Source organism: Micromonospora sp. NPDC047730 (genome assembly GCF_043204765.1).
Lineage (GTDB): Bacteria > Actinomycetota > Actinomycetes > Mycobacteriales > Micromonosporaceae > Micromonospora.
On the sequence record NZ_JBIDCU010000001.1, the window covers coordinates 1 to 17,720 of the forward strand.

The following is a 17,720-nucleotide window of genomic DNA, read 5'->3' on the forward strand; positions in this document are numbered from 1 at the left end:
CGGCCTTGAACTGCGGGCTGAACCGACGACGCTGCTCGGGCATGGACTCATCCTCTCAACTCGGAGGACATGTCCAGGATCCTTGGTACACCTCACCGAACGCTAACGTGCTGTATGCCGGTCATTGATCTGGATGCACCGCCGCGCAGCTCGCCGCCTCAGCGACACGTGCAACCTCGGTTTGTCATTGCCGTCGGCGTGGCGCTGGGCCTAACGTGCCTAACGGGCGAGCCGGCGGGCCCCTTGCGGGTTGACCCAGTGTCGGTTTGCGGGTCTCCTGCGGCTCAACCAGATCACGCGGCTACTCCGACAGCCATGAGGCGGAGCGTCGAATTCGTCATCGATCCCCAGACCGGCCGTGTCGTTTCAGTGCGGTGCCGTACTCCTCAGATCGCTCGCTGGCGCTGACCCTTATCGCGCCGCGGCCACGCCGCTTCCCCCGCTGCTGCCATCCTGTCTGCCGCCGACCCACCCACCGCGGAGCGGGCCTGGGTTTGTGGTGGCACGTCGGGGGCGGCTGCTCTTCGGTTGGTAGCCGCGACGTGGTGGGCGTTGTCCGCCTACGCGGCTCGGCGGCGTCGGCGGGGGAGGAGTTTGGCAGCGGCTTCGGCTTTGGCGCGTTCGACGTCGAGTTCGGCGATGACGGAGGTGTAGACGTCGGTCATGGCGATGGAGGAGTGGCCGAGGAGTTCCTGGATGTCTTTGAGGTCGGCGCCGGCTGCTTTGAGGTAGGTGGCGGCGCAGTGCCGGAGGTCGTGCAGCCGGATCGGGGGTAGTCCGGCGTCGCGGACGAGGGCTTCGAACCGGTCGGTGACGGTGTTGGGGTGCCAGGGCCGCCCGTCGGGTTGGACGAAGAACAGTCCGGTGTCGGGCCATGCGGCGCCGCAGGCGAGTTTCCACTGGGCGCGGCGGGTGTGGTGGGCGCGAAGGACGGTATGGGTGACGCTGGCCAGGGCCATGATCCGGTTCCCGGACTCGGACTTGACCTTCTTGATCACGGGTGTGTAGCCGTGGGTGGCGATCTGTTGGGTGACGCTGATCAGGGAGTTGTCAAGGTCGACGGCGGTGTCGGTGAGTCCGACGGCCTCACCGCGGCGCAGGCCCCGGTGCAGGATCAGCGTGAACAGCGGGTAGAGGGCGATGTCGTGATCCTCGGCGTGGTCAAGGAACGCGCCGGCCTGCTGCGGGGTCCACACCATGACGGGGCTGGGCCGCTCACCGGTCTCGCGCCAGCGCTGGACGGCGTTGGCGGTCCACACCCGGGCTTTGGGGCGTGCTCCGGAGGGCAGTTCGATGTGGGCTGCGGGGTTGAAGTCGATGAGTCGGTTGTTGCCGCGGCGGATGGCGTCGTTGAGTGCCTTACGGAGGGTGGCGCGGATGCGGTGCATGCTGGCCGGGCTGGTGGTGCGCTGGCCGCGGACGGTGGCGCGGATCCAGGGCTTGTCGCTTTGTCGGGCGATCTCGATGGCGGTGTTGCGGTCGGCGATGGCGGTGAACATCGCCTCGATGTGCTCCACCCGCAGTTTCACCAGGGGGATGTTTCCGAGGTGCGGGACCAGGTGGGTACGGATGTGCGACTCGTAGGCCAGCAGGGTGTTGGGTTGGATGCTGCGCAGATTGCGTCGGGACGCCAGCCACGAGTGCAGGTACTCGCCGACGGTCGTGGTGACGGTGGCGGGCAGCCCGGCCCGGACCCGGCGGGCGATGGTGTCGCGGTCTGGTAGCGGGGCACCGGAGGTGACGGCGAGGAGCATGTCGGCGATCTCTGCCGCGACAGCGACGTCGTCGCCGGCGAGGGTGAGAAGGGCTTTGGCGTGGTCGCGGTCGGTGGTGGCGGCGTCGCGGGTGTCGAAGGTGCTGCGACGCAGTTGCCGGCGCGGTCGGCCGGGGTGGGTGGGTAGTTCGAGTTGGTAGGCCCACCGGCCGTGGGTGGGACTCCACGCCCCGCCCGCCCGCCGGAGGTGGGGGCAGCGGTTGCCGAGTTTACGGCCGTCGCTGTCGCGGCAGGAGCAGCGTTTGAAGACGGATCCTTCCGCCATGATCAGGTGTTCCCTTCGGTTGGGATGTGCGGCAGCCGGTGGCTGTGGATTCGGTACGGGGTGATCCACGCGTGCCTTCCGCCCGGAATCAAGTCGCCGTCGGGTGGTTCGGTCGAGGGCCCGGGGTCGTCGCCGGGCGGTAGGTGCAGGGCGTGGAGGATGGCCGCGACCGGAACCCGGTAGCGGGTGCCGAAACGCAGTACCGCGACCGGGAACTGGCCGCGCTTGGCCAGGTCGTAGGCGACAGACCGGGACAGCCCGAAGATCCGGGCCGCGGTGGCCAGGTCGGTGACTGGGCTCAGGGCGCGGATCCGTTGCGCGGTCCATAGGCCGTCGGAGCCGTCCGAGGACGGGCCGGCAGGAGGTACGTGACTGGAGTGGTGTTCAGGGGTGGTCATCGCGAAGTGGCCCTTCCGGTGATCAAGAGAGAGAGGTCGCCCGGCTTGATGTGGGCGCAGATGGTGAGGCCGCAGGCCAGACCCGGTGCCGACACGGCAGCGGACGTCGGCCCAGGGCGCCCGTCGGCGCGCCACACGGCGGCCCGGCACCGGCGGATCGCCAGTAACCGGATCGGTCAGGGCCGACCCGAGACCCGGTGTGGGCCGACGAGGTGAAAGGCTCTCGCTGATACGGCCTTGCGCCCGCTTATCTGGTGGTCGCGTCGCGCCTGCGACGCGCTGACGCTCTTAAACCCGCGTTTGTGTGCTCTGGCGAACGCCTGCCCCCACCCACAGCGGCTCACAGCGGCTCACATTGGCTCGCGGAGTTGCCTCTTGCGTCTCGCGTCGCTGGGTCACTCCCGCGCCAGCCCACGACCGTTCCCGCCGATGGGGCACCGCTGCCGGCAGGCAGTGACAGAGGTGTCCGTCGATGACATGGCCCAGCGGTGGCCGCGGTGTCAACGGCGCAGTGGTGTCCGCGCCGCGTGTCCAGGTCGAGTGTCACGACCGCGATGGCCACGTCGGCGAAGGACGTGTCCAGCGTGGCCACCGGTACTGCGTCCGGCGCTCGTGGCAGGTGTCCGCGAGCATGTCACCGCCCTGCTCAACGGCCCTGCCGGGCAAAATGTCAACGACCGGCGTCGATGACGCGGGTGGTGTTTCGGACACGATTTCAGGGCGCGCCGGCGCGTGTCACGATCGCTGGCGACCAGTGCCGCGGACACCTCCGCGCGACCGCCGTTGCCGTGTCAACGACCACGGTGTCAATCGGCGTTCTTCGTTGACATTGGGTGCGTGTCCGGACATGCGGCCGGCGAGCTGGGACGGCGGCGCCATGGCCGGCGTTGTCATGTCATCACGCCCGTGTCAATCGACGGGCCCCTCTGACATTGTCACGGCGACACCACGTGTCCGGTCACGCAAGCGGCGGTGGCGCTCGGTGCTCCACGGTGGGACGGCGCTGACGACGGCACGTCCGCCGCCGTGTCACGGCAGCCGGAGGCAGCCGTAGGCGTCACGGCTCGTGCCGCGGGTGCGTTGGCGAGCGTGGCGACATCCAGCACCCGACCGGCGCCACTGCCCCTGTCGTTGTCGCTGCCGCCGTATCAGGCTGGTGGGCGTGTGAGCCGCTGTGAGTTCCTGTGAGCCGCTGTGGGCGGCTGTGAGCGCTGCGAGGGCCCCGATGTTAGTGCCGTCTTGTTTGGCCCGGGGTGCCTCGTTGGGTGATGGGTTCCGCGTCCGCTCGCTCTCACCGCCCTGCTCAGGGCGCCGATGGGAGATCGCACTGACCGTTGACGCGCGGCGCGGCAGGTCGCTGTGAGTGGCTGTGAGTTCGGCAGGCGTTCGCCAGAGCACACAAACGGCGGTTCATAGATGGGAGCTCGGTAGGGTGCGTGGTGCCGTTGACCGCCCGTGAGGATCGCCCTTGGCGCCGTCGCTGCCTGGCAGCGGCGTCGCGCCAGCGCGTTGGTGGACGCCCGGTGCCCGCGTACCTCCCTGCGCCTGGCCGTCAAAGCCGTCCCACGACGCGGTCCTCGCTGGCCTGGAGTGTGGTCGAGCGGCTCGGTGACCCGTGCCCCCGGGGTCCGTGTTGGCGTCGGTGTCGGCCCCCGTTGCTGGATCGCCCTTGAACCTGACCCTGGAACGGACCCCGGGCGCCGCTGTCACCGCAGCACCGCTGACACCCTCAAAACGGGCTCTGTCAGCTCTGGCGAACGCCCCCCTGATTGACAGACATCTAACAGGGGAGGGGCTGACCTGACAGCCCTGGTAGGAGGCCCTGCCGCCTGGAACGCCGGTCTCACTGGTTTTGACGGGCGATGCCGCCGAAGGTCAGCACCGCGGCGGTCCCTGACCTACCGCCGGACACCGAGCGTGGCGGAAGCGCCTGAACGCCGGCGGCCAGCCTCCCCCAAGCTGCTTGACGGGGTATGGCGGCTGAGCTGCTCTGTCAGACTCCGGCGGCTGCCTTGCCGGAGCCGTCAGATCGTTGTTAGACGCCCGGGGCGTTCGCCAGAGCTGACAGGAGCCGGTTTGAGGACGTGATAGTTCCCCGCGGCGCCCGCAAGGCCGGACCCGGACCCACGCGGGTCGACTGGGCCCGGGAGGCCGGCGTCGGGCTGGTCGATGAACGTCTATACAAGGGCGGCGCTCTACGGCTGGCAAATGAGGATGCGGAGAGATCGCCAACGAGCGGACATTTCGTGACTCGTTCTGGGGCTTCGGTGGCCCCTTCGTCTGGGGCTTCACCGTGCCTTCACCACCCGCTTACGACCACCGCGCCCCGCGCAACGGCCGGATTCGGCTGTCAGCGCAGCACACCGCCGGTGACCGGCCCTCGTTACCGGCGGTGACAGTTCCAGACTCCCTCCATAGGAGGGAGTTTCCTTCCGTTTCCTCCCCCAGGAGGCGCCGACCTCCCAGGACGGCAGGGTCGAGAAGGTCCCACGCGGTGACCAATGATCAGGCGGCCGTCCCGTGGACCGGGCCGGATCTTGTAAGTGGCAACGGGCGCGGCGGCCAGGACGACGACGTTCGTCAGACGCCGCCGTGAAGGTGGCCGGCGCAAGCCGTTGACTTTCCGTCGCACCAGAGCGACCGTCGAAGACCACCCACTCTCAGATGATCAGCAACAACTCCCCGCCCGCCGGCAGCTCGGCGTCGCCCGCGTCATCTCGCCCACCCGCCCTCGCGGCCGGTCGGCCGGTTGCCGCCCCGCCACCACGCTGCTCGGCCGGACCCGGAGCCCGAACGTGGATTTGGTGATCCCTGCCGGCCACGACGAAATGATGAGCACATCAACCTCTACCGGGGCGACGGCCCGCCGCATGTCGAACGCCGCCGCCGGATGCGGTCCAGGCCCCGTGCCCGCGACGTAGACGATGCCCAGGAAAGCGACCTACCCGCCCGTCCTTAGCGTGGACAGCAACATCATGGAGCACGACTGGAACCCGCCATCTGCTCAGCACTGACGGCGGCAGCACCGCCGGACGAAGTGGCGCCGTGGTCGGGCGGTGAACCACGACGGGCGAAGAGACGCTTGCAGGCGGGCGCCGAGTGGGCCAACGCCCGGAACGGCGGGTCACCCTCGACCTACCGGCACGCGGTGGCACCGCTGCACGCCCCCGAGCGAGGGTTCCCGTCACCCTGTCGGCCCCGCGGTTGACCAGCGCACCTCGAACGGACCCACCCCCACCATCGGCCGTCCTGCCCTGCCGCCGGCCACGTGCGCGCGAGCCCAGCTGAGGCGCGGGAAGGCAGCCTCGCCGTCCGCACCCGGCCCAGCGAGAGGTGGCTTGTCGCCGACCGCCCCAGGCCGGGGCACAGGATCAGAGCCTGGCCGGCGAACAGGCTGCCCTTTACCTCTTCCGGCCGGTTATCTCGCCGATCACAAGCCCGTAGCACGACCTCGCTGGTGCAGAGGCAGGTCAGCACGCCAGAGCGCCCGCCGTCCGGCGACGTCGGGGACCGCTACTGTCCGCGTTGGCGGGGTCCCCGCCGCGGCAGCAGCGGCGGAAGCTCGGCAAGCGGTCGCTGCGGCTGCTTCGGCTGCGGCGTCTCGCCGTCGTCGCCGTCCCAACGCCGTCCGTACTGATCGGGCAGGTCACCCACCCGAAGTACGGCATCGGCTCGCTGGGCACGACGCCGAGCATCTCCAGCGGGTCGATGCGGGACTCGGCGACCGTGCACAGGTGCGCCCAGTCGTCACCGAAGTCGAACACGTACGCAAACTGCTCGCCGCCACCCAGGCGACTCAGCTTGGTCCGGTCGCTGTCGATGCTACCCCTGGAGGCCTCGCCGTCCCACAGCTCAAGTGGCGTGATCTGGGTCTGGTCGGCCAGCGTGAACATGTGCATGTGGGCCAGGTCCCAGCGGGCGAACGCCAGGTCGATCGCGTCAGCGAGCTGGGCGAAGGTGTGCGACCGGCTCGCCGCGAAGACCCTGCCAGGCCGAGGCCACAGGTCGACGCCGCGACCGGAAACCAACTCGACCCGCACGGACAGCCAGGTACGCGCCACCGCTCACCCTCCCACCCACAACCGTCACCACCACCGCCTGAACCCTACGAAACGACCGGCACTTCTTCGGCCGCGGCCGTTTCCCCCGGGGTCGGGCCTGGTTGATTGGCGGGCGCGCGACCGGTCAGGGACGGTGGGAGCGACGGCGTCCTCGCGGGCGTCGCCAGCCCGACAAACTCCTTGCCGTACCAGCCCGCGCGGCGTTCCGGCGGCAAGCGCCACCGAACCTCGCCTCCGGCAACCGAGGAACTGCCCGAACCGCAGCCACGCTCCCTCCCCACATCAACGACCGGCGGATTCTCTGCCACGCGTACCTCTACGCCGCCAGCCCGGGATAGCCGCTCAGGCGAGACGACTTGACCTTCCGTCAAAGGCGAGCGTCGATCGTGTCCGTTGTCCATCCGCCTCTCCATGCGGACGACATGACCCATCGACGAAAGGACTTCCGCCATGCCTCGTGAACGCCTCAGCCTGCTTGCCGTGACCCCCGACGATGTGACCGATCCGCTGCTGTGGCGGCTCGCCCTCGATGTCATCGGCGCGCACCAGCCCGACAACCACGGCAACTGCCGCAACCTGCAGTGCGCCGGCCAGCGCGGCATGTGCGCCGCCGCCCGCGCCGCCCGCCGGGCCATGGGCCTGGCCCGCCCAGTACGGCCAGCCGCTACCCCGGCCCCGACCCCGCGAGCGCATGGACACGCCGCCGTGGCCGCACCCCCGTCGTCGGCGTTCCGCGGCTGGTTCACCACCTCACCCGCGCGGCCACCGGCGCCCCCACTCCGGCGGCATTCTCCCTGGCCCGCCTCTCTGCCGGCCGCAGCCGCATAGACCGAGGCGACGAGACGGTCAACGATCGAGTGCCGATCCGCGGTGGCGCGGGCCGACGCGCCGCTGCACACGACATTCTCACCGCTTTGCCGCCGGTATAGCTCGGCCGCCGATACATTGAGGCTATGGCTACACCCAGGCCGCTACAGGAGCCCACCTTCCTGATCCTCACCGCTCTCGCGCGGGAGCCCCTGCATGGCTACGGCGTCATCAGCGACGTCGCCGCGCTGTCCGGCGGGCGGCTGGCGCTGCGGCCCGGCACCCTCTACGGCGCACTCGACCGGCTCACCGACGAGGAACTGGTCGAGCCGGACCGGGAGGAGGTCGTCGAGGGACGACTACGCCGCTACTACCGGCTCACCGACGCGGGCAGGTCGGTGCTCGCCGCCGAGACCGAACGGTTACGCCGCAACGTCGAGGCCGCCACCCAACGCCTGAAGGCCCGCCCGACAGGCACCCTCCCCGCCGCCGGCAGCACGACCCACGGCCCGGCCGGCCGTCCGGGGCCGGCGGTTTGGCCCGTGCCTCGCCCGACCGGAGGTCCGGCATGACCCCGCCCAACCCGATCCCGGGACCGGCCGAAACCGGATCGCCGTTGGAACGCCGCTACCGGCGGCTACTTCGCGCCTACCCCCGTCACTACCAGGCCGAGCGAGGAGAGGAGATCGTCGCAACGTACCTCGACCTGGCCGACCCGACACGGCGCTGGCCCTCCCCGCACGACGCCCTCGACTTGCTCGGCGCAGGCTTCCGCGAGCGGCTGCGCGGGTACGGCGCCCTCGGGCTGGCCGACTCGTTTCCGCTCGCCGCGACCGCCGCACTGAACACCCTGATCGCCTTCGCGGTATTCCTGCTCCTTCAGGTCGAGCTCAACGACTCCCGTATCACCGGACTCGACCCGGTCGGACCGTTCCAAACCCTCGGCGCCGTCGCCTGGCTCGGCTGGCTCCTCGTCGGCGTCACCGCCACGACGCTGCCCGGGCCCTGGGTCCGCCTCGCCGCGGCCGGCGGTCTCCTACTGACCATCGCCCTGCCACCCGTGGCTGCCCTCACCGGGCAGCCCCGGCCGCCGCTGTTCGTTCTGCTCCCCGCCATCGCGCTCGGCCTGGCCACCCTCGCGCTACCCACCCACCCCAGCGGGGTCGGACGTAGTCTGCCGCTGCTCGCAGCCGGCTTCGGCATACTCGTGTCCGTGTCGTTCGCCGCCGGGGAGCACGGTGGGAACTGGTTCACCTCGTACCGCTCCACCCCGGAGATCCTGGCCATGGCCGGTGGGCTGATGCTTGCCCTGAGCCTGATCATCGGACTCGGCCGCGCCCTGCGCGCCGACGACACCGGCCTCTGGGCAACCCTGCTCCTCGCCACCCCCGCCGGCCTGTTCGCGGCCGATCAACTCAGCCAGGCGATCGCGGGCAGCCGCGGCGGCGCGCCCACCCCGACAGCCTTCGCCGCCACGACCGGCGCGGTTGTCCTCGCCGGCGTGGCGCTGCTGGCAGCCGCTATCGCTGGTCAAGCCGCACGTCACCGCACCGTACGCCAACGAGCAGTCGGCAGCACCTGCCCAACCTGCGGACACCGAACGGACGCGACAGCACGGATGTGACCTCCGGAAGCCCAGATGGGGGACTGCCCCTGCCCGAGCGCTCCGTCCGCACCATCTTGCTAGCCGAGCAGCGTGCGGGCGCGCTGGCTCGGCTTCAACGTCGTGACTTTGAAAGGACAGTTCTTGTCCGTCAGCAGGGTGTACGCGTCGATGGCTCGGGTAGCGGCGTCTTGAGCTTGGTCGGCAGGCTTCACGCCGCGGCCCCGGTTGCGGAACAGGGCGCCGTAGAAAGCGGAACTGAACACGCCGCTTTCGTGCCAGCCGATGATGGAGGAGGTGCCGATGTAGGTGACCTCGCCTTGAAGGCAGTCCCGTACCGCCTTTTGCCATGCGCCGGTGCCGGTCTTGCAGCCGTCCGCGATGATCGCGCCGGTCGAGATGCCCTTGCCAAGGCCCGCCGCGACTTCCCCAAGCTGTTCGAAGGAGATGGTGACCTTGCCGTCCGTGCTGGTGAACGACGGTGTGACGCTGTGGTCACCATGGGCCATGACATGCAGGACATCGCAGGATGAGGTGAAGGCGGAGAGCACGGTGTCGGGATCGCGCGACCGGACGAAGTCGATATCCACGACGGGCTCCTCGCATCCGGCGTTGATGTTCTGCAGTGTTGACTGCACGAACGTCATCGCAGCATCGAACGATGAGTCCAGCCCGATGTCCAGCAAGGTCACTCTTCTCGGCCTCATCCACGGCCTCCCCTGACTGCGGCGGCAAGAAACGACCTACAAACCGTACGGGCGGAGTGATTGCGGCGTGTTCCCACAACAGGCTCCGCAGCCACCGACATCCTGCGGTAGTCGATACCGGATCGGCTGAGCAGGCCTGCGCAGGGCCGGATGATCGGCCTGGAACGGCCAGGCTGCCCGCGGTTCCGGCTGTACGTCACCGCGGAGACCCTCAACCGGCCGTTCCTGCTGTGCCTCGTGAGGGCCTCTGCCTGCTCACTGTGGCCCCGACGATGCGACCATCCGCTCCTGTGGCGGCTCGCCCTCGAATGTTGTCGGCGCACCAGCCCGACAATCGCGGCAACTGCCGCAACCTACAGTGCGCCGGCCCCAGCGCGGCATGTGCGACGCCGCCCGCCTGGCGCTGAGCGTGTCAACTCGAGCGCTGAAGTCCCGTCGCACGCGAGGTTGGTTCGGATGCCTGCTCGAACCTGACCAGCGGACCGTTGGTGGCGGTGCCTCCTCGTCGTGTTGGCCGTCCCGGTCACCCGGCGCTCACCCTCATCGGGATGTTCACCCCTGCCGACCCTCGACCACCCATCCGGTCATCGACCGGGCGACGGTCAGCGTTGCGGTGTCTGGGACGACTGTCCCTCGGCGGACATCAGCACCGCGATCCCTGATCCATCAGTGTCGCTTTCCGACCGAAAGTACGGTCCTCGCCGTGATGGGTCACAACCTAGGCTTTGGTCCGCCCCATTCGCTCGCAACCGAGACATGCCGGACAGGCGTGAGGTCTGCCGGGTTCAGGAGCAGGGCGGTGGGCACCTGACTGGTGGCGACAAGCGTCGCTGGCCATGGGGGAGTAGGGGTTGTGGGTTTCTTCGACAGGTTCCGACGTAGCGCGCCGCAACATCAGGGACCAGGCCCAGCCGGTGGCGTGGTAGCGGCTCAGCCTGCGCCCGTACGGACCCACTCGACGACAGTCAGACAGGTGGCTCCGCAGGTCCCGGCCGCGAGCCAGCAGACCATCTGGATTCCAGCCGGGCAGCCGACGACCGTCGCCGGGTACCCGATCCCGGGAGGTCTCATCTATGTCGGTAGGCATCTAACCGCTCCCAACGGCCGAGCCGAGCCTGCGCTCATCGACCCGATGCTTCGGATTGACAGGAATCGACCCGACTGGGACGGGAGCGGGCTGGACTACTGGCCTTCGTACGGCACGCTCCCCGCGAGCAGTAGGGCCGCATATCTGACGTGGCTGGCCGATGGCCGCCGCTACGGCGCCGCGCCCATCGGTTACGTCTTCCTCTTCTTCTATGGCCTTGAGCGACGCGTTCTGGTCGACATTTCGAACGACCGGGCGTTGCGGCGGGAGATACCGGCGATCGCCGCTGAGGTTCGTCGACTCCTCGACATCTACGGCGCCAACAACTCGTTCCGCTCCTACGCCAGCAACTTTCTCGAGGTCCTCGAGTTGATTGGCGCGGCTGAGTCCGATGCTAGTGAAGGACAGCCGCCGGAGCTCGCCCCTGACCGGTGGCCCATCCCGACGCAGCTACGGCTCGCGTTGGGTGAATTCGCCGCCAGCGGCACTCCCGTACCAGCTGCATGGGCCCGCGCCTGGGCGTGGTATCTGCCGTCGCTGTACCCGCGCACGCCGCAGACCCGTTGTCCTGAAGAGTTCGACCATCTGTTCGTGAGGCGGTACGCGGAGCGGTTCAAGGGCGGCTTCCGTGTAAGGCCGGGCAAGGCGCGAATCGAGGTGACCTACCGGGCGGCCAGTGCGGGTATCGCCAGCGCCAGCGTGCGGCTCGATCTGCCTGACGTCGTCGAACTCGGTGGACCGTCGCGCAAGTTGACCGAACTCGTCGAGTCCGTCACCGACGACCTGGACGCCTACAGCCGATGGCTAGGCCGTCACCCGGATGGCCGGGGATCCCTCGCCGCAGCCGCAGTGCTGCCTCCCGAGCTGCTCGACCAGCAGGCAGGACAGGTCGGCGCCCTGCGCGCCTGGTGCGACGCTCGCTTGGCAGATGAGGCCTACGTGGTGGTCGGCGCGGCGGAACTCATCACCTTCTGGCCAACCGCTCAGCCTGCGAAGATGACCAAGGCTGAGGCGGTGTCCCTCGCCCAACTCCTCGGGCGTATCGGCGTCGGTGTGGAGCCGGACGTCCGACTCGGCGGATCACCACTGTCGGCCGGTCCTGCGGTCCTTTTTCGCACTACCGCCGACGCCCCGCATACCGCAACACCCGCCTACACCGCCGCAGCGACCCTGCTGCACCTCGCGGTCGCGGTCAGCGCTTCGGACGGCACCGTCAGCGACCACGAACAGCATCATCTGACAGCCCACCTCCAAGCCGCGCTGCATCTGACAGCCTCCGAGAGAACCCGCCTGCAGGCGCACCTACGGTGGCTGGCCGTCACCGGCGTGAAGCTCACCGGATTGAAGAAGCGCCTCGATCTGCTCCGGGCCGACCAACGTGAGACCATCGGCGATTTTCTGATCACGGTAGCCGCCGCTGACGGAGTCATCTCGCCGGAGGAGGTCACGAGCCTCACGAAGATCTACAAGCTCCTCGGCCTTGATCCGAACCTCATCTACGGCCGCCTCCACCAACAGGTCACCGGCCCTGCCGCTCTCGTGGCGACTCCGCCCCCAGCCGCAGGGCCCGTCGTCGTTCGCCCCGCAGGGCCCGTACCGGCGGGATACACGCTGCCGCCCGCGCCGCCGGCGGCCCACGGGTCACCTACTGAGGGCAACGGCCAACGAGTTCCGCCAGGAGCTTCCGGTGTCGTCCTCGACGAAGACGTCATCGCCGCGAAGTTGGCAGAGACAGCGGCCGTCTCGGCGCTGCTGTCGACCATCTTCACTGACGAGGAAGGCCCTGCGCCCCAGCCGGCCACTATGCCGGCTACCCGCCACAACGAACTGAAAGCTGAGCCCACCACCCAGGCCCTCATTCCCGGCTTGGACGCCGTGCACAGCGAACTCCTGCGGTCCCTGACCGCTCACCCGACGTGGACCCGCGCGGCGTACGAGGACCTCGCCGAGCGGCACGGGGTAATGCCGGCTGGTGCGTTGGACCTGATTAACGAGGTCGCCATGGACGCTGCGGGGGAACCTGTCGCCGAGGGCGACGACGACATTGTGATCAACGACTACGCGCTTCAGGAGCTACTGCGATGAGCGTTACGACCCCCACCGGCCAGGGCACCCGCATCAGGCCCCGCGAGCGCGACGCGATCATCCAGTCGCTACGGGCGGGAGTGGTGCCGCGCGCCGGGCAACAGCATGTCCAGGTGGGTAGGGCCGCGGAGGTGCAGGCTCTTGTCGCCGACATCACTCGCATCGCCGACGGAGGAGCCGGCAGCCGTTTCGTCATCGGTGAGTACGGCTCGGGCAAGACGTTCTTCCTGCACCTGATCCGCTCCATCGCGCTGGAGAAGCGTCTGGTCACCGTCCACGCGGACCTGTCCCCCGACCGCCGGCTGCATGCCACCGGCGGGCAAGCACGCAGCCTGTACGCCGAACTGATGCGCAATATGGCCACCCGCGCCAAGGCCGACGGCGGCGCGATGGCCAGCGTCGTCGAACGGTTCGTGACCCAAGCGCTGACCGAGGCACGCGACACCGGCCAGAACCCGCAGGTGGTCATCCGCGTTCGCCTCGACGCGCTCAGCGAGTTGACGGGCGGCTACGACTTCGCCGACGTCATCGCGAAGTACTGGCAGGGCCACGACACCGGCAACGAGCAACTCAAGATCGACGCCGTCAGGTGGCTGCGCGGCGAGTTCTCCACCCGCACCGACGCCCGCAACGCCCTCGGCGTGCGCACCGTCGTCGACGACGCGTCCTTCTACGACCACCTCAAGTTGATGTCCCGGTTCGTTCGCCTGGCCGGCTACGACGGTCTGCTTGTCTGCCTCGACGAGATGGTCAACCTGTACAAGCTGGCGAACTCCCAGGCCCGCAACGCCAACTACGAGCAGATCCTGCGCATCCTGAACGACAGCCTGCAAGGAACGGCGTCGGGCCTCGGTTTTCTCTTCGGCGGAACACCCGATTTCCTGCTCGACACTCGTCGCGGCCTCTACTCCTATGCCGCCCTGCAGTCCCGCCTGGCCGAGAACACCTACGCCACCGCCGGGCTCGTCGACTACTCGGGTCCGGTTCTGCGCCTGGCGAACCTGTCACCTGAGGACTTCTATGTCCTGCTGGCCAAGCTTCGCCACGTCTACGCCGCCGGTGACCCGACGGCCTACCTCCTGCCCGACGAAGCCTTGCACGCCTACATGAACCACTGCGCGTCTCGCATCGGGGACGCCTACTTTCGCACACCGCGTAACACCATCAAGGGCTTCCTGGATCTGCTCGCGGTCCTCGAACAGAACCCCGGGCAAGACTGGCGGTCCCTCATCGGCGCGATCCACATCGCCGCCGAGACGGACCCGGACCTGGAACTCCTCGATGAAGCCAGTCAACCAAGTGGCCGGCCTACCGACGAACGCCAAAGTCTGTCCGCCTCCACCGGAGGCCACGGCTTTTCCCACGCGTCGGCCGTAATGGTGGCCGCCAGCCAACTGCCTCCCGATGACGACGAACTTGCTTCCTTCCGCCTCTGACCCCCAGCGGCAGCCGACGGCAACCGCCGAACCGTCACGCGCTGCCGTCCCGTCGTCGGCGTACCACCTAATGCACCCGAAAGTGCAGCGGTGGATCCATGATCAGGGCTGGGACCATCTGCGGGACGCTCAGGAACGCGCCGCTCGGCCGCTCCTCGCGGGCGACATCGACGTCATCATCGCTGCCGCGACCGCCAGCGGGAAGACGGAAGCAGCCTGGTTGCCAATCTGCTCAGCCATCGCAGCTCGGCGGGACGCGAGCGACGACGTTGCCGGAGTCTGCGCGCTCTACGTCGGGCCACTCAAGGCGCTGATCAACGACCAGTACGAGCGGCTCGCCCACCTGTGCGAACGGCTCGACGTTCCGGTCCACCGGTGGCATGGCGACGTGGCGGGATCGCGCAAGTCGCGCGTTCTGCGCGAGCCGGACGGAATTCTGCTGATCACGCCCGAATCGCTGGAGTCACTGTTCATCAACCACGGCGACAAGGTCGCTCGCGTCCTCGGCGACATCAGCCACGTCGTCATCGACGAGCTGCACGCGTTCATCGGCACCGAACGCGGCGCCCAACTGCAATCACTGCTGCATCGGGTGGACCTTGTCTTGCGGCGCAGTATCCCGCGCATCGCCTTGTCGGCCACCCTCGGCGACTTCACCGCAGCGGCAGAGTTCCTCCGCCCGGGCTGCGGCGACGCCGTCACCGTGATCGCGTCCGACGATGACGCTCGAGAGATACGACTGCAGCTTCGGGGCTATGTCGCCGCCGCCCCGTCTCCCCCCGGTAGGGCGCCCGCCGCACCTCCATCCGGCACCGCCACCTCTGACTCGGACGATGAGGAAGAATCGTGGGACAAGGCCGGCATCGCCGACCACCTCTTCCGTACCCTGCGGGGACGCGACAACCTCGTCTTCGCCAACTCGCGCAGCGCCGTCGAGCTCTACACCGACATGCTCGACCGGCGCTGCAAGAACAACAACGTCCCTGGCGAGTTCCTCCCGCACCACGGCAACCTCTCGAAAGAAATCCGCGAGCACGTCGAAGCACGACTCAAAGACCGCACCACGCCGGTCACCGCGATCTGCACGTCAACCCTGGAAATGGGAATCGACATCGGCTCCGTGGACTCGGTGGCCCAGATCGGAGCGCCGGCCAGCGTCGCTGGAATGCGACAGCGGCTCGGCCGCTCCGGACGCCGAGCCGACCAGCCCGCCGTGCTGCGGATGTACGTCTCGGAACCCGAACTCACTGACCGCACACCCCCCGCCGACACTCTGCGCAGCCAGCTCGTCCAGAGCGTCGCGATGGTCGACCTGCTGCTCGCCAAGTGGTACGAGCCACCGGACACCGCGAGCATGCACCTGTCGACCCTCACCCAACAGATCCTGTCGGTCATCGCCCAACGCGGCGGCGCACACCCTCAGCAGCTCTACGACGCATTGTGTGGACACGGCCCGTTCGCGCGCGTCGACAAGAGCACCTTCATCGCTCTCCTGCGCTGCATGGGCGAGCAGGACCTGCTCACCCAGGACTCGCAAGGACTTCTGCTGCCCGGCGGCGTCGGCGACCGTCTCGTCAACCACTACAGCTTCTACACCGCATTCACGACCCCGGAGGAGTTCCGCCTCGTCGCGGGCGGCCGCACCATCGGATCGCTGCCTGTCGACAACCTGATCACCCCTGGAATGCTGCTGATCTTCAGCGGCCGACGTTGGAAGATCGTCGCGATCGACGCACGACAGAAAGTCATCGACCTGGTCAGATCCGGTGGTGGCCGCCCCCCGAGCTTCTCAGGCAGTGGCGGCGAAGTCGGCGACGCCGTCCGACAACGCATGCGCACGATATACACGACAACCGAGACGCCCCGCTACCTCGACCGCCAGGCCCAATCACTCCTCGAAGAAGGACGTGCAGCCTTCCACAGGTACGCACTGGACGGCCACGCGATCCTCGGCTGGGGCAACGACACCCTCTTGTTCCCCTGGCGAGGGGACAAAATCATGAGCACCCTCGCCGTAGCCCTCACACGAGAAGGACTGGAGGTGGGCCACGACGGCGTCGCACTGACCATCCGCGGCACCGACCCCGCCGGGCTCTGGGAGACCATCCGGCGCCTCGCCGATGAGACACCACCCGCCCCCCTGGTACTCGCAGCGGCGGTGCCGACCAAGGCGGCAGACAAATACGACCAGTACCTCACAGACGATCTGCTCGCCGTCGCCTACGCAGCACGGGCCCTCGACGTACCAGAAACCTGGCAAACGCTGCGGTCGATGGCCGCAATGCCTCGCCCCGGTCAAGCCTCCGTGCTCGCCAGCGGGACCGTGAACCACGATCGCAGCTACGCACCGCCCACACCCCGCCCCGCTCCTGGCCAATCAGCGACCCAGTCTGTTATGCGGCCGTTGGCTCAGCTCTGGCAGACCCCCTTCGCTGTCGTCGACCTGGAGACCACCGGCTTCACCCCACACCGAGGCGACCGGATCATCGAAGTCGCGATCGTACGCCTGTCTCCCGCAGGGCAGATCGAACACCGATGGGGCACCCTCATCAACCCCGACCGAGACCCAGGACCCACCCGCGTACACGGCCTCACCGCCGCCGACCTTGCCCTCGCTCCGCGCTTCAGGGACATCGCCGGCGAACTCGCCAACCTGTTACGCGGCGCCATCGTCGTTGCGCACAACGCACGCTACGACCTCAGCTTCCTCGACGCCGAGTACCACCGCCTCGGCTACCCCGCACCGGCATGGCCCGCCCTCTGCACCCTCAGCATGTCCCACCGCTTCGGCCGCGGTTCAACCCGCCGACTCGTAGACTCCTGCCAAGCCGAAGGCATCCCCCTACAAGCAGCGCACTCCGCACTCGGCGACGCAACGGCCACCGCACAGCTACTCAAGAAGTACCTGAACCGCGCCCGGCAAGCCGGCGTCACCGACCTGGCCGCACTCGGCTGCCATCCCCTCGAACTCCCTCTCGCCTGGACAGCGCCGACCGGGAATGCCGCCACGCTGGTACGCCCGCCGGCTGGCGCCGGCAACGCTACGCGCAAGCCCAACCCCCGCATCAGTCTCGCCGGTGTAGCCGCCCGTGTACACGCCGCAACCACCGGCGACGCCCGTACCGACGCCTACCTCGACATGCTCGACCGCGCCCTTGCCGACCATGTCCTCAGCCACGCCGAGGCGGCATCCCTCATCGAAGTAGCCCGGACATGGGGACTCTCCGCTGACCAAGTACACCTCCTCCACCAGCAATACCTCGCCGCTCTGCTTGATGAAGTGGCGGCACCCGGAACTCCGGACGAAATCGCAGACCTGGCAGCACAGCTACGCCAACTGACCCAAGCCCTACAATCCGCTGCAACGGCAGTGCAAGAACTCCGGCCAGAGCCACTCGGCGGACGTGAGTCCAGTCCTCTTTGAGGGCGCGCATGGCAGCTACGCGCGGCGCCGAGCCCGCAACCCGGCCTGCAGCACCAGAATGACTGGTCTGCGG

General features: G+C 68.5%; 10 protein-coding genes. 6 read left to right on the plus strand and 4 right to left on the minus strand.

Annotated elements, in window-relative coordinates; genetic code table 11:
• Nucleotides 1-560 precede the first annotated feature (560 nt).
• From ACGF5G_RS00005 to ACGF5G_RS00015, 3 genes are all read right to left on the minus strand, one after another.
• On the minus strand, nt 561-2,039 hold the full coding sequence (locus ACGF5G_RS00005) for a tyrosine-type recombinase/integrase (protein WP_393257286.1): 1,479 nt from the start codon (nt 2,037-2,039) through the stop codon (nt 561-563).
• A gap of 2 nt (nt 2,040-2,041) precedes the next feature.
• Nucleotides 2,042-2,437, minus strand: a complete 396-nt coding sequence (locus ACGF5G_RS00010) for a helix-turn-helix domain-containing protein (RefSeq protein WP_393257288.1) — start codon at nt 2,435-2,437, stop codon at nt 2,042-2,044.
• A gap of 3,470 nt (nt 2,438-5,907) precedes the next feature.
• Nucleotides 5,908-6,498, minus strand: a complete 591-nt coding sequence (locus ACGF5G_RS00015; RefSeq protein WP_393257290.1) for a hypothetical protein — start codon at nt 6,496-6,498, stop codon at nt 5,908-5,910.
• 450 nt (nt 6,499-6,948) lie between these two features.
• Between ACGF5G_RS00015 and ACGF5G_RS00020 the strand changes: the two genes are divergently transcribed.
• The 3 genes from ACGF5G_RS00020 to ACGF5G_RS00030 all read left to right on the plus strand — a co-directional run bounded on the left by ACGF5G_RS00020 (nt 6,949) and on the right by ACGF5G_RS00030 (nt 8,929).
• Nucleotides 6,949-7,326 (plus strand): hypothetical protein, encoded by a 378-nt coding sequence (locus tag ACGF5G_RS00020; protein WP_393257292.1) that lies wholly within the window; start codon nt 6,949-6,951, stop codon nt 7,324-7,326.
• A gap of 125 nt (nt 7,327-7,451) precedes the next feature.
• The gene (locus ACGF5G_RS00025) at nt 7,452-7,877 is read left to right on the plus strand and encodes a PadR family transcriptional regulator (RefSeq protein ID WP_393257294.1); all 426 of its coding nucleotides are present in this window, start codon (nt 7,452-7,454) and stop codon (nt 7,875-7,877) included.
• The gene (locus ACGF5G_RS00030; protein ID WP_393257296.1) at nt 7,874-8,929 is read left to right on the plus strand and encodes a GlsB/YeaQ/YmgE family stress response membrane protein; all 1,056 of its coding nucleotides are present in this window, start codon (nt 7,874-7,876) and stop codon (nt 8,927-8,929) included. The genes ACGF5G_RS00025 and ACGF5G_RS00030 overlap by 4 nt, the downstream gene beginning before the upstream one ends.
• A gap of 59 nt (nt 8,930-8,988) precedes the next feature.
• On the opposite strand, the gene ACGF5G_RS00035 is transcribed toward ACGF5G_RS00030, so the two are convergent.
• Nucleotides 8,989-9,600 carry a hypothetical protein gene (locus tag ACGF5G_RS00035; RefSeq protein WP_393001241.1) on the minus strand — a complete coding sequence of 204 codons (612 nt, stop codon included), beginning with the start codon at nt 9,598-9,600 and terminating at the stop codon, nt 8,989-8,991.
• 988 nt (nt 9,601-10,588) lie between these two features.
• On the opposite strand from ACGF5G_RS00035, the gene ACGF5G_RS00040 reads away from it, so the two are divergent.
• The 3 genes from ACGF5G_RS00040 to ACGF5G_RS00050 all read left to right on the plus strand — a co-directional run bounded on the left by ACGF5G_RS00040 (nt 10,589) and on the right by ACGF5G_RS00050 (nt 17,647).
• Nucleotides 10,589-12,787: a TerB N-terminal domain-containing protein gene (locus ACGF5G_RS00040; protein WP_393257298.1), complete on the plus strand. Its 2,199-nt coding sequence runs from the start codon at nt 10,589-10,591 to the stop codon at nt 12,785-12,787.
• The gene (locus tag ACGF5G_RS00045; protein WP_393257300.1) at nt 12,784-14,223 is read left to right on the plus strand and encodes an ATP-binding protein; all 1,440 of its coding nucleotides are present in this window, start codon (nt 12,784-12,786) and stop codon (nt 14,221-14,223) included. Before ACGF5G_RS00040 ends, ACGF5G_RS00045 begins: the two co-directional genes overlap by 4 nt.
• Before the next feature lie 82 nt (nt 14,224-14,305).
• Nucleotides 14,306-17,647: a DEAD/DEAH box helicase gene (locus ACGF5G_RS00050; protein ID WP_393257302.1), complete on the plus strand. Its 3,342-nt coding sequence runs from the start codon at nt 14,306-14,308 to the stop codon at nt 17,645-17,647.
• Nucleotides 17,648-17,720: the final 73 nt, after the last annotated feature.

Coding starts and splice junctions, on each gene's coding strand:
- ACGF5G_RS00005 (WP_393257286.1), bottom strand. CDS start 2,039: ATGGCGGAAGGATCCGTCTTCAAACGCTGCTCCTGCCGCGACAGCGAC.
- ACGF5G_RS00010 (WP_393257288.1), bottom strand. CDS start 2,437: ATGACCACCCCTGAACACCACTCCAGTCACGTACCTCCTGCCGGCCCG.
- ACGF5G_RS00020 (WP_393257292.1), top strand. CDS start 6,949: ATGCCTCGTGAACGCCTCAGCCTGCTTGCCGTGACCCCCGACGATGTG.
- ACGF5G_RS00025 (WP_393257294.1), top strand. CDS start 7,452: ATGGCTACACCCAGGCCGCTACAGGAGCCCACCTTCCTGATCCTCACC.
- ACGF5G_RS00030 (WP_393257296.1), top strand. CDS start 7,874: ATGACCCCGCCCAACCCGATCCCGGGACCGGCCGAAACCGGATCGCCG.
- ACGF5G_RS00045 (WP_393257300.1), top strand. CDS start 12,784: ATGAGCGTTACGACCCCCACCGGCCAGGGCACCCGCATCAGGCCCCGC.